Here is a 16,470-nt window from a genome sequence, read left to right as displayed (position 1 = left end):
CAGGGTGAAGGGAAGGGATCAGACCGGTCGCGGGGTGTGCCTGCCGAGGGGGCGGCAGTGGATCGCGCCGGTCACCGGGTCGTCGGCGACGTGCACCGTGACGCCGTAGGCGTGGGTCAGGTGCTCACCCGTGAGGACGTCGCGGACCCCGCCGGCCGCGACGACCTTGCCCTCGCTCAGCAGCACGACCTCGTCGGCGATGATCGCCGCGTGGTCGAGGTCGTGCAGCACGACGCCGACCGCGACGTCGTGGTCGTTCGCCAGGTCGCGCACCACGTCGAGCACCTCGACCTGGTAGCGCAGGTCCAGGTGGTTGGTCGGCTCGTCGAGCAGGAGCACGGAGGTCTGCTGCGCCAGGCACGACGCCAGCCACACGCGCTGCAACTCGCCGCCGGACAGCTCGTCCACGCCGCGGTCGGCCATCGCGGTCACGCCGGTCAGCTCCATGGCGCGCTCGACGGCGGCGCCGCCCTCCAGGTCCACCCCGCGCCACCCGGTCCGGTACGGGTACCGGCCGTAGGAGACCACGTCGCGCACCGAGACGCCGGACGGCGTCGGCCGCTGCTGGGTGAGCAGGGTGACGTTGCGGGCGAACTCCTTGCCGGACAGGGGGGAGTGGCCCCAGACGGACCGCTCGCCCACCCGGACGTTCCCCTCGCGCGGCCGGTGCAGCCGCGCCAGCGACCGCAGGACGGTCGACTTGCCGGACCCGTTCGGCCCGACGAGCGCCGTCACGGCGCCGGCGCGGAGTCCGAGCGAGACACCGTGCACCACCGCGCGGTCGTGGTGCGCCAGGACCAGTCCCTCACCGGCGAGCAGCGCGTCTCCCTTAGACATGAGGGGAGCCTAACCTAATGTCCAGTATCACCCATATGGCCGTGATCTACTGCACTTCTCGGCCTATTCGGTAACGCAGCGCAAGCAAGATCAGCCGCTGAAGTGGCGCCGCGTGTCGGCCACCAGGGAGTCGAACACCAGCACGTTCAGCCGGTCGCCCACCTTGAGCCCCGACTCGTAGGCGAACGTCCACGTGAGCCTCGCCCCCTCGGCCGACCGCTCCACCAGGTAGTCCTCGCCGAACCGCCGGAACACCGGCAGGTTGGCTCGGTCGACCAGGAACGACTGCCGCCTGCCCTCCTCCCAGCGCAGGAACACCTCGCGCAGCCGCAGCACGCCGAGCAGCGCCGCCGTCCGCGTCGTGCCCACCCCGAACGGGCGAGGGGAGGTGTACTCGACGGAGGACAGCAGCCGGCACCACCACAGGGGGTTGGAGGCGGACAGGCCGCGCCAGACACGTTCGGGTGACACCGGCAGGTCCAGCACGTAGCTGCGGCGCTGCGGCGCCGAGTCGAAGAAGTCCACGTCGAAGGGCTCCAGGCGGGGCACGTCCTCCAGTGTGCGGCCTGCGTGCCGGTTTCACCGCTCGTCGGCGCGAGCGCACTGCGGGGTCCCACCACCCGATCCGGCGGTGACCGAGGGCGACCACCCAGAGCGGCGGCCCGTTGCGCCGGTCGGGCGGACTCGGCGCTCGAACGTGTGGATCACCACCGCCGGGTCTTGGCGGTCACGGCCGGGCACTGGTTGCGTACACCCGACAGGTCCCGACGAGAGGTGCGAGCCGATGGCGCAGCCGTTCCAGCTGCCGGATTTCTACCTGCCCTACCCGGCACGGCTCAATCCCAACCTGGAGCGCGCGCGGGCCCACACGAAGACGTGGGCGCACGAGATGGACATGATCGACGTGCCCCAGCACGGCACGGTCATCTGGACCGACGAGGACCTCGACTCCCACGACTACGCCCTGCTCTGCGCCTACACCCACCCGGACGCCTCGCCGGAGGACCTCGACCTCGTCACCGACTGGTACGTGTGGGTCTTCTACTTCGACGACCACTTCGTCGAGCTCTACAAGCGCAACCCGGACGTGGCGGGCGCGAAGGCCTACCTCGACCGGCTGCCGCTGTTCATGCCGGTCGACGGCGCGATCACCGAGGAACCGACGAACCCGGTCGAGAAGGGCCTCGCCGACCTGTGGGCGCGCACCGTCGGCAGCCACTCGGCGGACTGGCGCCGCCGGTTCGCCGCCAACACCGAGCACCTGCTCGACGAGTCCATGTGGGAGCTGCTCAACATCTCCGAGGGCAGGCTCGCCAACCCGATCGAGTACGTCGAGATGCGCCGCAAGGTGGGCGGCGCGCCGTGGTCGGCGAACCTGGTCGAGCACGTCACCGGCCTGGAAGTGCCCGCCCGGATCGCCCTCACCCGCCCGATCGGCGTCCTGCGCGACACGTTCGCCGACGCCGTGCACCTGCGCAACGACCTGTTCTCCTACGAGCGCGAGGTGCTGGACGAGGGCGAGCTGAGCAACGGCGTGCTGGTGCTGGAGAAGTTCCTGGGCATCCCGACCCAGGAGGCCGCCGAGGCGGTCAACGACCTGCTCACCTCCCGCCTGCACCAGTTCGAGCACACGGCCGTCACCGAGGTGCCGCTCCTGCTCGACGAGCACGCCGTCGACCCGGCCGGCCGCCTCGCCGTGCTGGCGTACGTGAAGGGCCTGCAGGACTGGCAGGCGGGCGGTCACGAGTGGCACGCCCGCTCCAGCCGCTACATGAACGAGGGCGCGGTCACCGCGAACCCGGTGCTCGGCGGCCCGACCGGGCTCGGCACGAGCGCTGTCCGCTCGCTGATCGCCACCGCGCCGCAACGCCTGCGCTCCTTCAGCCACGTGCCGTTCGAAGAGGTGCCGTCCAGGCCCGAACCGGCGCTGGACATGCCGTTCGCGGTGGCGGTGAGCCCGCACTGGCACGACGCGCGGGAGAAGAGCGTCGCGTGGGCGGGGGAGATGGGCTTCTTCGACGACGTGCCGCGCGTGTGGACCGAGAGCAGGCTGCGCGACATGGACCTCGCGCTGTGCTCGGCGGGCATCGACCCGGACGCCACCCCGGAGGAGCTGGAGATCTCCGCGCTGTGGCTGACCTGGGGCACCTACGGCGACGACTACTACCCGGTCGCGTTCGGCCGCACGCCCGACCTGGCCGCCGCGAAGGCCACCACCGACCGGTTCAAGCAGATGATGCCGCTGGACGGCGCGCCGCCGTCCCCGCTGACCCCGATGGAACGCGGCCTCGCCGACGTCTGGCAGCGCACCGCCGCCCCGATGCCGCGGGACAACCGGCAGCAGCTGCGGCACGCCGTGGAGCTGATGCTCGACAGCTGGCTGTGGGAGCTGAAGAACCAGCACGAGAACCGCGTGCCCGACCCGGTCGACTACGTCGAGATGCGCCGCCACACGTTCGGCTCGGAGCTGACCATGAGCCTGTCCCGGCTCGGCCACGGCAGGCTGGTGCCCGACGAGCTCTTCCGGACCCGCACCATCCGCAACATCGAGAACTCGGCGATGGACTACGCCACGATCCTCAACGACCTCTTCTCCTACCGCAAGGAGATCCAGTTCGAGGGCGAGGTGCACAACCTGGTGCTCGTCGTGCGCAACTTCCTCGACGTGGACCTGGACCGGGCGTGGGGCATCGCGACCGATCTGGCGAACGCGCGGTTGGCGCAGTTCCAGCACTCGGTGCGGGTCGAGCTGCCCGCGTTGTTCGAGGAATTCCGCCTCGAACCCGAGGTGCGCGACGCGCTGAACGACTACGTGGGCGAGCTGGAGGACTGGCTGTCCGGCATCCTCAACTGGCACCAGCAGGTCGTCCGCTACCACGACGCCGACCTGGCCAAGCACTTCGGCGGCCGGGAGCTCGCGTTCACGCCGCAGGCCCTGCGCGGTCCGACGGGTCTCGGCACGGCGTCCACCCGCATCCTGGTGAACAATGGGTGACTGCAATCTGAATGGGAATCGTCGGAATGTCGAACAATGACCTGAGGTGATTTACGAGACTTTTCCCTCCTGAATTCGGCGAATTCGGTGGCAGGATGATCCCGTGGTCGAGGGGGGAGTCCGCTACCGGTTGCTGGGCCCGGTGGCGGCACACCTCGACGGCGAGCCGGTGCGGCTCGGCGGGCCCAAGCAGCGCGCGGTGCTCGCCGCCCTGCTGCTCAACGCCAACCGCGTCGTCTCCGAAGAGCAGCTGATCGGGCTCGTCTGGGACGGCGAGCCGCCGACCAGCGCCCGCGGTCAGCTCCAGGTGCGGATCTGGGAGCTGCGCAAGCTCCTCGGTCGGTCCGCGATCGTGCGCCGCTCGCCCGGTTACCTGATCGAGGTCGCGCCGGGGCAGTTGGACCTCCAGGTGTTCGGCGACGCGGTCGCGGCGGCCCGCGCCGACCTGGCCGAGGAACGGGTGGACGCGGGCGTCACCCGGCTGCGGGACGCGCTGGCGTTGTGGGAGGGCCCCGTGCTCGGCGGGGTGACCGAGGCGTTGCAGGACCGGGAGAGCCGGTTGCTCGACGAACGGCGGCTGGCCGCCGTGGAGGACCTGTTCGACGCCGAGCTGCGCGCCGGGCGGCACGCGGACGTGATCGGCGAGCTGCGCCGGGCGGGCGGCGAGTACCCGTTCCGGGAACGGCTCCAGGGCGCGTTGATGCTCGCCCTGCACCGGTCGGGCCGCACGTCCGAGGCGTTGGCGGTGTACGCGGAGACGCGGCGGCGGTTCACCGCGGAGCTGGGCATCGAGCCGGGGCGTGAGCTGCAGGAGCTGCACGTCCAGGTGTTGCAGGGCGAGGAGCCCGCGCCCGTGCCGGTGGCGCGTCCCGCCCAACTGCCGCACGACGTGCGCGGGTTCGCCGGGCGGCACGCGGAACTGGCGCGGTTGGACGACGCCGGGATCTGGGTGATCACCGGTGCGGCGGGCGTCGGGAAGACGGCGTTGGCCGTGCGCTGGGCGCGGCGGGCGCGCGACCGGTTCCCGGACGGGCAGCTGTACGTGGACCTGCGCGGGTTCGACGCCGACCACGAGCCCGTGCCGCCCGCCGCGGCCCTGGCGCAGCTGCTGCGGGCGTTGGGGCAGCAGCGGTTGCCGTCCGACGTGGCCGAGCTGGCCGCGCTGTACCGGACCGTGCTGGCGGACCGGGACGTGGTGGTGCTGCTGGACAACGCGCGGGATTCCGACCAGGTGGCGCCGCTGCTGCCGCCGTCCGGGATGGTCCTGGTGACCAGTCGGCACCGGCTCGGCGACCTGGTCGCGCGGACCGGCGCGCGGTCGCTGCCGCTGTCCGTGCTGCCCGCCGCCGACTCGCGCGCCCTGCTCACGGGGGTGCTGGGCGTCGAGTCGTCCGACGCGCTGGACGAGCTGGCGCGCCTGTGCGGCCACTTACCCCTGGCGTTGCGCATCGCCGCGGCGAACCTCGGGCCGCAGGCGCGGATCGAGGACTTGGTGACCGAGCTGCGGGCCGACCCGTTGACCGGGCTGACCGTGGACGGCGCCGACGAGAGCTTGCTGACCAGGGCGTTCGACGTGTCGTACGCGGCGCTGACGCCCGGTGCGCAGCGGTTGTTCCGGCTGCTCGGGCTGGTGCCGGGCGCCGATTTCACGCCCGGGGTGGCGGCGGCGTTGCTGGACGTGCCGCCCGCCGAGGCGGGACGGTTGCTGAACCGGCTGGCCGCCGCGCACCTGGTGGAGCGGCACGGGCCGGACCGGTTCCGGTTCCACGACCTGGTGCGCGACTACGCGCGCACGTTCGGCGCGGAGTCGGGCGCGTGGGACCGGCTGGTGGAGTACTGCCTGGCGTCGGCGGACGCGGTGGACCGGCACTTCAGCCGCCACCCGCTGCGGCTGCCGCGCGACGTCGACCCCGTGCTCCAGGTGGACTTCGCGTCGTCCGCCGAGGCGGTGGCGTGGTTGGAGGCGGAGCACGACAACCTGACCGCCGTGCTGCGGCACGCCGCCGTGCACGGTCCGCACCCGGCGGCGTGGTACCTGGCGGACGTGATCCGGTCGGTGTTCCTGCACCGCGGGCTGCGGGCGGAGTGGCTGGAGGTCGCGTTCCCGGTGCTGGAGGCGGCCCGCGGCGTGCCGCGCGTGGAGGCGTTGATGCGGCAGGGCATCGGTGCGGCGTGCGTGCACCTCGGGCGGCGTGACGAGGCGATCCGGCACTTGGAGGCGGCGTTGCTGGCGCACCGCGAGGCCGACTGGCCGGAGGGTGAGGCGGCGACGGCGAACAGCCTGGGCATCGCGTTGCTGGCGTCCGGCAGGTTCACCGAGGCGAGTGACTTGTTCACCCGGTCGTTGGACGCGGGGACTCGGACCGACCGGATGATGGCGTTGAACAACCTGGGGTTCGCCGAACGCCAGTCCGGCCGCCTGGACAAGGCCCTTGAGCACCTGACCCGCGCGTTGGCCATCAGCACGGAGGACGGCTCCCAGTGGGGCGAGGCCGTGGCGCGGGTGAACCTGGGTCACGTGCTGAGGTCACGCGGTGACCTCGCCGGCGCTCGGGGGCACTTCATGGCGGCGTGCGCCCTGCACCGGCACTTGGGCAACCGCTACGGCGAGGCGTCGGCGTTGACCGGTCTGAGCCTGATCGCCACCGACCACGGCGACCTCGCCTGCGCCCTGTCCCACGCCACCGACGCCCTGGCCGTCGCCCGCCGCGAGGAGAACCGCGAGACCGAGGTGGGCGCCCTCATCGCCCTGGGCTACGCCGAATCAGCCGCCGGCCACCACCTCGACGCCGAACTCCACCACCGCCAAGCCGTCACCCTCGCCCGTCGCTGGTGCTCCCCCTGGCAACTGACCGAAGCCGAAACCGCCCTCCACACCACCCTCACCTAACCCGAGAGTCCTACCTTCAGCCCTCGAGAGTCCTACGTTCAGAACCCCTGAGTTCAACGCTCAGCACACCGCCGGCTGTGCTGAGCGTTGAACTCGGGTTGCCTGAACGTAGGACTCTCGCGCACTGGACGTAGGACTCTCGCGGGTGGAAGTGGAAGGGAAGTGAGGTGGAAGTGAAGTTGCCTAGCGTCCGCGACGGCCTGCTCAGTCGACTGGGGGAGCGGTATGTCGTCGCGTGTGCGCAAAGCCGGGCTGCTCGGAGCGCTGTGGGCGTCCGGCCCGGCCAAGGTGGTCGCCGTCGCCGTGGTGCTGGCCGTCACCGCGACCAGCGGCGGGGACGCGGTCGACGGGTGGGGGCGGTCGGAGACCCACGCGGCGGACACGGAGGTCGTGCCGGGACCCGGCCAACGGTGGGGTGAAGCGCAAGCCGACCCCGACCACCTCGACGGCGCGCCGGACAACCACACCGTCCCCGACTCGCTGAGATCCCGCTACCCCAAGGTCGAGTGGGACGTCCATCCGCACAACACCGCCTCGGTGGAAACGCCGCCCGCCACCGAGACCAAGGGCTTCGAAGAGGGCAAGAGCCAGGAGAAGCCCGAGGCGCGCACCAAGCACGAGAAGGTCTACACGAACCCGGACGGCACCGAGACCACCGAGTTCTCCGCCGGTCCCGTCCACTACCGCGACGGCGACCAGTGGAAGCCGATCGAGCCGCGGCTCGTCCCGGACGACCAAGGCTGGCACAACGCCGCCGACGAGGTGGACGTCCGCCTGGCCCGCCACGCCGACGCCGAACGCCTCACCACCCTCACCGTCGACGCCGACCACGAGGTCTCCTACGGCCTCGCCGGCGCCAACGAGGTCGACGGCGCCGCGAACGGCAGCACGGCCACCTACCCCGGGGTCCAGCCGGGCGTCGACCTGCGGCTGGAGTCGCAGCCGGGCGGCGTGAAGGAGACCCTGGTCCTCACCCGCCCCGGCCCCACCGACTTCACGTTCCCGCTCACCCTCAAGAACCTCACCGCGCACGTCGAGCACAACCAGGTCCTGCTCAAGGACCGCACCGACACGACCAGGGCCGTCATCCCGCCCGGCGACATGGTCGACGCCAACGGCGTCCGCTCCACCGCCGTCACCTACACCCTGACCAGCCACAACGGCCGCCAAGCCCTCCGGCTCACCCTGGACGGGACCTGGCTGGCCCAGGCCGCCTACCCCGTCGCGGTCGACCCGACCGTCCAGCTCCCGGTCACCGGCGAAGCCGCCGACAGCAGCCTCTACGTCAACGGCACCTCGTCGTCCCCCGGCGGCAACACCCTGATGGTCGGCCCCAACGCCGCCTCCTACCTCCGCTTCGGCGGCCTGGTCGACAAGCTCCGCCACCACACGATCTTCGGCGCGCAGCTGTGGCTGGTGAACTACGACGCCGACTCGTGCAAGCCGCGCAACGTCACCGTCCACCCGGTCACGCAGAGCTGGGCGTCCAGCGACGACGTCGACTTCCCCGGCCCGAGCACCGGCCGCCAACTCGCCGAACGCTCCTTCGCCCACGGCCACATCGCGTTCGGCCAGTCGTCCTCCAACTGCCCCACCGCCGGCGAGCTGATCAACCTCGGCGGCGGCGGACGCGACCTGGTGCAGAAGTGGGTCGACGGCACGCAGGCCGACAACGGCATCTCCCTGCGCGCGAGCGGCGACGGCTCCGGCAAGAAGTTCACCGGCCCCGCCACCGCCAACCCGCCACGCCTCTACGTCACCCACAGCCCGTACAACGCGACGTACGCGCTGGCCAACCCGGTGCCGAACCCGCCCGTGCTGCAGAACCAGGACGGCAAGGTGAAGATCGCGGTCACCAACAAGAGTGCCGCCGCCTGGGCCCCCGGCGACTACTACCTGGCCTACCGCGCGTACAACGCCAAGACCGGCGCGTCGGTCGTCCAGCAGCGCTCGGCCAACCTCACTGCCACCGTGAACCGCAACCAGCGCGTCACCCTCGACGCCACGATCAAGGCCCTGCCGCCGGGCAAGTACTTCCTCGACTTCACCATGGTCAAGACCGGCGGTCCGGTGTTCACCGACCACCAGGTCCCGCCCGGCCGGATCGTGCTGGAAGTCTTCGACATCCCGCCGGTCGTGCAGGAGCTGTACCCGCCGAACGGCTACCAGGCGCGCACCCTCACCCCGCAGCTCTGGGCACGCGCGCTGGACGTCGACGCGCCGCCGAGCGTCACCATGCAGTTCAAGTTCGAGGTCTGCGAACGCGACGCCGCGAACAAGCCGGTCAACTGCGTGAACTCGGGCTACCAGGCGAAGACCGCCTGGACCGTCCCGGCGGGCACGCTCAAGTGGAGCAAGGCTTACGACTGGCGCGCGTACGTCAAGGACGCCACCAACGAGATCATCTCGCCCTACTCCACGGTCCTGACCAGCGTCCCGCAGCCGGAGATCACCTCACGCCTCGCGGGCGGCCCGTACGGCACGAAGGACCAGGAGTTCGACCCGCAGACGGGCAACTACTCCACCGCCGCCGTTGACGCCTCGGTCACCACGGTCGGCCCGGAGCTGCGCGTGGTCCGCACCTACAACAGCCTGGACCCGCGCCGGGACGGCATCTTCGGCGCCGGCTGGTCCACCCGCTACGACATGAAGGTCGTCCCGGACGACGACGGCTCCGGCAACGTCGTGGTCACCTACCCGGACGGCCAACAGGTCCGCTTCGGCCGCAACGCCGACGGCACGTTCGCCGCGCCGTTCGGCCGCCAGGCCAAGCTCACCGTCGACACGACCGCGTGGCGGCTGCTCGACCTGTCCGGCACCACCTACCAGTTCTCCCTCAACGGCAGGCTGAACCGGATCACCGACAGCGCCAACCGCGCGGTCGTGCTGACCTACGACACCACCACCGGCAAGCTCCAGAAAGCCCAGGTGTCCAACAGCCAGACCAACACCGCCGGCCGGTTCATCACGTTCACCTGGACCGGCGACCGCGTGACCGCCGTCAAGGCCGACCAGACGACGTGGAGCTACACCTACACCGGCGACCTGCTCACCAAGGCGTGCGTGGGCACCGCCTGCACCGGCTACGAGTACACCGCCGGCTCGCACTACCGCACCACCGTGCTCGACTCGCGCCCCGAGTCCTACTGGCGGCTCGGCGAGCCCGAGGGCACGGCCGCCGCCAGCGAGGTGGCCGTCAACCTCGGCAAGGACGTCGGCACCTACAAGAACATCACCCTCAACACCCCGGGCATCAACGCCACCGACACCGCCGCGTCCTTCAACGGCACGACGTCCGCCGTCGACCTGCCCAAGGGCACGCTGAAGAAGAGCCGTGACGGCGCGGTCGAGCTGTGGTTCAAGTCCTCGGTCACGGGCTCGGGCGGTCCGCTGCTCGGCTACCAGGACAAGGCGCTCGGCAGCGCGTCCACCACCGGCGTACCGATCCTGTACGTCGGCACGGACGGCAAGCTGCGCGGCCAGTTCGGCGTCGGCTCGGTCAGCCCGATCACCAGCGGCGTCCTGGTCAACGACGGCAAGTGGCACCACGTCGTGCTCAGCTCGATGGGCGCCACCCAGACGTTGTTCCTCGACGGCGCGAAGGTCGGCGAGCTCACCGGCAAGCAGGTCGACCACGAGAAGCTGACGTTCAACCAGGTCGGCGCGGCCTACGCGACCGGCACGTGGCCCGCCTGGGGCACGACGCCGCAGCGCCACTTCTCGGGCGTGATCGACGAGGTCGCCGTCTACGCCGGCCCGGTCGGCCCGACGACCACCACCGCGCACCGCGCCGCCAACAACCAGGCCGACCAGCTGGCGAAGATCACCCTGCCCAGCGGCAAGGTCGCCGCCACCACCACCTACGACACCACCCGCGACCGCGTGAAGGAGCACACCGACGACAACGGCGGCACGTGGCGCGTCGGCCCGCCCGCCGTCTACGGCGGTGACGACGACCTGCGCCGCACGGTCGAGGTGCTCGACCCGGCGAACCGGCCGAGCCTGTACGAGTACGACGCCCTGGGCGGCTGGCTGCTGCGCCTCGGCCAGCCGCTGGGCCTGGAGGCACGCCCCGAGGACCGGCCGGGCGAGCCGACCTCCACACCCGCACCACCCGCGGAGACGTGCGGCAAGCCCGACCCGAACGACCCGTCGTTCTGCACCACGATCCCGAACGGCTCCGGCGGCCCGGTGTTCGTCCGCTACGGCGCGGAGGGCATGAGCATCCGCTCGTACTCCTACGACGACAAGGGGCAGCTCACCGTCGTCACCGACGAGAACGGCGACACGGTCACCCTCGGCTACGACGCGCGCGGCAACATCACCTCGAAGAAGACCTGCCGCACCGCGACCGAGTGCCACACCACCTACGAGACGTACCCGACGACCGTCACCGACGAGTACGACCCGCGCAACTTCCTGCCGCTGGAGTCGCGTGACGGCCGCTCGGCGAGCGCGACCGACAACACCTACCGCACCACGTTCGGCTACCACCCGACCGGCCAGCTCGTCCAGGAGACCGCGCCGGACGGCAGCTTCGTCAAGCACACGTACACCAACGGCGCGGAGGCGGCCGTCAACGGCGGCTCACCGCCCGCCGCCCTGCTCGCGTCCACAATGGACGCACGGGGCAGGACGACCCGCTACGCCTACTACAACAACGGCGACCTGGCCCGCGTCACCGCGCCGAACGGCCTGGTCACCGAGTACACCTACGACAACCTGGGCCGCCGCGTGACGGTCAAGGAGATCTCCGACAGCTTCCCCGCCGGCGTCACCACCACGTTCTCCTACGACGCCATGTCGAGGCTCCGGACCACCACCGGCCAGCTCACCGCGGACGCCGTCAGCGGCGAGAAGCACCAGCGGCGGACCACGAACACGTTCGACGTCGACGGCAACATCACCCAGGTCGAGGAGGCCGACGCCCAGGGCAACGACGCGCCGCGCGTCACCAAGTACGACTACGACCAGCACAACCGCCTCGCCCGAGAGACCGACGCCGAGGGCGGCGAGACGTCCTACGAGCACGACGCGTTCGGGCAGCGGACCTCGGAGACCGACCCGAACGGCAACCGGTTCGACTTCGCCCACACCAGCCGCGGCAGCCTCGCCGAGGTGCGGCTGCGCGACTGGCGCAGCGACCCGGCGGGCGTGCCCGCGCCGGCCAACGGCTACCTGCTCCTCGCGTCGCTGTCCTACGACTTCGCGGGCAGGCTCGCGAGCGAGACCGACGCGATGGGCCGCCGCACGGAGTTCCAGTACTGGGGTGACGGCCTGCTGCGCCGCAAGGTGCTCAAGGACTTGCGCAACCCCGACGGCAGCAAGCGCGACTTCGTGCTGGAGGACAACACCTACGACGGCGCGGGCAACCTGACCCGCAAGGTCGCCGCCAACGGCAAGTCCGTCACCGAGCACACCCACGACCGGCTCGGCCGGCTCGCGACGGTCGTGGTGGACCCGACGGGCCTGCGCCGCACCACCACCTACTCCTACGACGGCGGCGACAACGTCACCCGCGCGGTCACCGGCGGCAAGGCGTCCAACGCGCCGTGGGAGGTGTCCGCGGCGCCGGAGGCGGTGAGCTACCGGCACGACGACGTGGGCAACGTGGTCGAGGAGACCGTCACCGACGGCATCACCGACCGGGTCACGAAGTTCACCTACGACCAGCGCGGCCACCAGACGTCGGTCACCGACCCGCGCCTGAACACCGCCACGTACGGCTTCGACGAGCTGGGCCGCCAGGTCACGGCCACCGGCGCGGCCGTGTCGGTGGAACGCGACGGCGGCGCGCCGACGACCACCAAGCCGACCACGAAGACCGGCTACAACACGTTCGACGACGTCGTGGCCACGGCCGACGCGCTGGGCAACGTGTCCACCGCCGAGTACGACCGCCTCGGTCGCGTGGTCGCGGCGAGCTCGCCGACGCACCAGGGCGTCACGCCGACCGTGAAGACGTCCTACGACGGCAACGGCAACGTCACCGAGATCGTCAACGCCCGCGGTCACGCCACCAGGCTCGCCTACGACCAGCTGGACCGCGTGGTCACCTGGGACGAGCCCGCCACCACCGGCCGGGCCGTCACGCGCTACGCGTTCACCCGGTCCGGCCAGGTGCTCTCCACCACCCTGCCGGACGGCGCGCGGACCGAGTCGACCTACGACGACCTCGACCGCCCGGTCACCGCGACCCAGTACGAGCGCAAGCCCACCACCGGCACGTTCACCGCGTGGCAGCGCTACGACGACCTGGGCAACGTGACCTCGGCCGTCGCGCCCTCCGGCGCCGCCGCGGCGTTCACCTACGACACGCTCGGGCAGCTGATCAAGGAGACCGACCCGGCGGGCGTGCCGACGCACCGCGGCTACGACGCGGCGGGCAACGCCGTGCGGGTCACCGACGGCCTCGGTCGCACCACCCGCCTCGCCTACGACCTGTTCGGCGACCAGGTGGCGAAGTCCGAGCTCAAGCCCGACGGCACGGTCCTGCGCACCACGAGGTTCGGCCACGACCCGGCGGGCAACACGACCACCGTCACCGACGCCAAGCTGAACACCACGACGTTCGAGTTCGACGCGGGCGACCGGCTGGTCAGGCAGGTCGAGCCGGAAGGCGTCACGCAGGAGTTCGGCTACGACGCGGCGGGCAACCTGACCCGCTACACCGACCCGCGCGGGCACCGCACGATCACCACCTACAACGCGTGGGGCCTGCCGGAGAAGGTGATCGAGCCCGCCACCGCGGCGCACCCGACCGACCGGACGTGGACTTCGGAGTACGACGCGAACGGCAACGAGGTGAAGCTGACCGCGCCCGGCGGCGTGGTCCGGACCCGGACCCACGACCCGGCCGACCAGCTCACCGCCGAGACCGGCAGCGGAGCCGAGCAGCCCACCACCGCTCGGGACATCGCCTACGACGTGGTGGGCCGAGCGATCCGCGTCGGCTCCGACACCTACTCCTACGACGACCGCGGCAACCTGCTCACCACGGCCGGTCCGGGCGGCGCGGCGGAGTTCGGCTACGACGCCGACGGCAACCCGACCACCCGCCGCGACGCGGCCGGCACCGCCACCTACAGCTACCTCAAGGGGCGATTGCACGCAGTCGCCGAAGGACTGGCGGGCGTCACCCGGACCTACGGCTACGACGCGGCCGGCGCGCTGAAGACGATCGGCTACGGCGCGGGCCGCACCCGAACGCTCTCGTATGACGACCACGGTCGACTGCACACGGACGTCCTGGCGGGCTCGGCGGGGCAGAGCATTTCGTCAACCGCATACAAGCGCGATGAGCTGGACCTGGTGTCGAGCAAGACCGAGAACGGCGTCGAGACCACCTACACCTACGACGCGGTCGGCCGGCTGAAGACCGCCACCACGGGCGGCGTCACCACGCCGTACGAGTGGGACGCGGCGGGCAACCGCACCAAGGCGGGCGCGAAGACCTCGACCTACGACGAGCGCAACCGCCTGCTGTCCGACGGCGACTACACCTACGCCTACAGCCCGCGCGGCACGACGGCGAGCCGCACCAGCTCCGGGCACACCGAGCCGTTCGCGTTCGACGCGTTCGACCGGATGGTGGGCGCGGCGGGCCAGACCTTCACCTACGACGGCCTGGACCGGGTCGCCACCCGCAACGGCGCCGCGTTCACCTACGCGGGCCTGGACGACGAGGTGGTGTCCGACGGCGCCGCCACGTTCGCCCGCGGCCCGGGTGACGAGCTGCTGGCCACCCGGAAGGGCGAAACGTCACGCGTGCCGGTGGCCAACGGCCACGGCGACGTGATCGGCGCGATCGCCCCGGACGGCCAGGCGCTGTCCGACCGGACCTCCTACGACCCGTTCGGCGAGGTCACCGCGAAGACCGGCGACACCGGTCCGCTCGGCTACCAGGGCGACTGGACCGACCCGGCGACCGGCCAGGTCGACATGGGCGCGCGGTGGTACGACCCGTCGGCCGGCGTCTTCACCTCGCGTGACGACATCCCGTTCCAGGGCGGCGACGGCATCCGCGCCAACCGCTACACCTACGGCGCGGGCGACCCGGTCGGCCAGGTCGACCCGGACGGTCACTGGTCGTGGCCGTGGGACTGGTTCGACGACGACGATGACGACGGTCCGTCCCAGTGGGTCGAGACCTACGAGTGCATCGTCTTCTGCGACTACGCCTCCGACCTGTCGTGGTTGATCCGCCAGCAGGCGGACAACCTGTCGGGCAAGAAGCGGAAGAAGTCGCCGGGCGCGAGCGGCACCTACCCGGACTACGCGCGCGGCCCGGCGTACTCGGGTCCGGGCGGCGGCGGCAGCTGCGGCAGTTGCTACAAGAGGGGTGGCGGCGGCCCCACCGCGGCGGAACGCGCCGAGGCGGCCCGGCGGGCGGAGCACGAGCGCAAGCGGCGGGTGACCGCGCAGGCCAAGGCGGCGGCGCAGTACTCGGCGCGGCACACGCCCAGGACCGTGTCGGGCGCGGCGCACGCGCCGGTGACGAACATGCCCAAGACGGTGTCCTCCGACCCGAAGCTGCCCGCGAACCAGGTCGGGGCGAACCGCGACGTGGTGGCCGACGCCAAGCGCGGCACGGACAAGATCTACGACGCTGCCGTGCAGAAGGCCGGCAACCCGGTGAGCAACACGTCCGCGGCGAGCAAGTCCGGCGCCGGTGGCGGCGGCTTCGCGTGGAAGTGGCCGAAGTGGCAGGGCTGGAAGGCCGAGGGCAAGGCCCTGCTGAACGGCCTCGCCGAGATCAGCGGCTACAACGACGGCAAGCGGTGCGTCACCGAGGGCGACGTGGAGAGCTGCATCTGGGCCGGGGTGTCGGTGCTGTCGCTGTTCGCCGGACCGTACGGCGTCGGCGCGGTGCGTGCGGCCAAGGGCGTGCGGATGGGCGCCAAGCACGCCGACGAGCTCGTGGGCGCGGCGTGCGCGCTGGTCGCGTCCAACAGCTTCACCGGTGACACGGCGGTGCGCATGGGCGACGGCTCGACCAAGCGGATCGAGGACGTCCACGTCGGTGACCAGGTCGCGGCGACCGATCCGACGACCGGCGAGTCCGGTGCCTTCACCGTGACCGACCTGATCACTCGTGCCGGCGTCAAGCAGATGGTCGAGGTGACGGTGGAGGCCGAGGGCCGCACGTCCACCCTCACGACCACCGACGGCCACCCGTTCTGGGCGGACGGCGCGTGGGCCGAGGCAGGCGACCTCGTGGCCGGGCAACGGCTCTCGGAGGGCACGGTCGTCGGCGTCCGGTCGTGGACCGAGCAGCGGACCGTCCACAACCTGACCGTCGACACCGTGCACACCTTCCAGGTCGTGGCCGGTGACGCGGACGTGCTCGTGCACAACGCGGGCAGGTGCGGCAAGGCGCTGGCCAAGGTGCGCGCGGGCGCGACCGCGGTGAAGAACGGCGTGGTCAGCGGCGCGAAGGCGGTCGCGAGCGGCGCCCGTGCCGTCGGTCGGGGCGTGCAGGCGGTCGGCCGCGGGGTCGCGTCCGCCGGCCGGTGGCTCGGCATGCACGCGCGGATCATCGGCAAGCGGACCGGGTACTACATCGCGCTCAACCCGGCCCGGTTCTTCCTCAAGTGCATCGCGCTCCCGGTCGCGGTGACGGGCGCGTCGACCACGGTCGACAACACCGCCGTCACCCTCGGCGCGATGGTCGGCTCGACGATGGCGTGCGCGGTCAACATGACCCACGACGCCTGGCCCACCTACAAGCCCAAGTAGCCAAGCAGCC

5 protein-coding genes are annotated in these 16,470 nt (G+C 71.5%); 3 read left to right on the top strand and 2 right to left on the bottom strand.

The window, feature by feature from the left end; genetic code table 11:
• Nucleotides 1-18: 18 nt before the first annotated feature.
• Nucleotides 19-837 carry an ABC transporter ATP-binding protein gene (locus LNK82_RS06975; RefSeq protein ID WP_230566094.1) on the bottom strand — a complete coding sequence of 273 codons (819 nt, stop codon included), beginning with the start codon at nucleotides 835-837 and terminating at the stop codon, nucleotides 19-21.
• 90 nt (nucleotides 838-927) lie between these two features.
• Nucleotides 928-1,386, bottom strand: coding sequence for an SRPBCC family protein (locus LNK82_RS06970; RefSeq protein ID WP_230566093.1), 459 nt, complete (start codon nucleotides 1,384-1,386; stop codon nucleotides 928-930).
• A gap of 235 nt (nucleotides 1,387-1,621) precedes the next feature.
• Here LNK82_RS06970 and LNK82_RS06965 point away from each other — a divergent pair, with 235 nt between their 5' ends.
• The 3 genes from LNK82_RS06965 to LNK82_RS46615 all read left to right on the top strand — a co-directional run bounded on the left by LNK82_RS06965 (nucleotide 1,622) and on the right by LNK82_RS46615 (nucleotide 16,460).
• Nucleotides 1,622-3,832: a terpene synthase family protein gene (locus LNK82_RS06965; RefSeq protein WP_230566092.1), complete on the top strand. Its 2,211-nt coding sequence runs from the start codon at nucleotides 1,622-1,624 to the stop codon at nucleotides 3,830-3,832.
• A gap of 103 nt (nucleotides 3,833-3,935) precedes the next feature.
• Nucleotides 3,936-6,722, top strand: a complete 2,787-nt coding sequence (locus tag LNK82_RS46620; RefSeq protein WP_308257175.1) for an AfsR/SARP family transcriptional regulator — start codon at nucleotides 3,936-3,938, stop codon at nucleotides 6,720-6,722.
• A 225-nt stretch (nucleotides 6,723-6,947) separates the two neighbouring features.
• On the top strand, nucleotides 6,948-16,460 hold the full coding sequence (locus tag LNK82_RS46615; RefSeq protein ID WP_268995872.1) for an RHS repeat-associated core domain-containing protein: 9,513 nt from the start codon (nucleotides 6,948-6,950) through the stop codon (nucleotides 16,458-16,460).
• Nucleotides 16,461-16,470 lie beyond the last annotated feature (10 nt).

The sequence above is a fragment of the Saccharothrix luteola genome (genome assembly GCF_020859565.1).
GTDB classification, from domain to species: domain Bacteria; phylum Actinomycetota; class Actinomycetes; order Mycobacteriales; family Pseudonocardiaceae; genus Actinosynnema; species Actinosynnema luteola.
The sequence above is the reverse complement of the archived record's forward strand: the minus strand, read 5'-3'. Positions and strand labels throughout refer to the sequence as shown.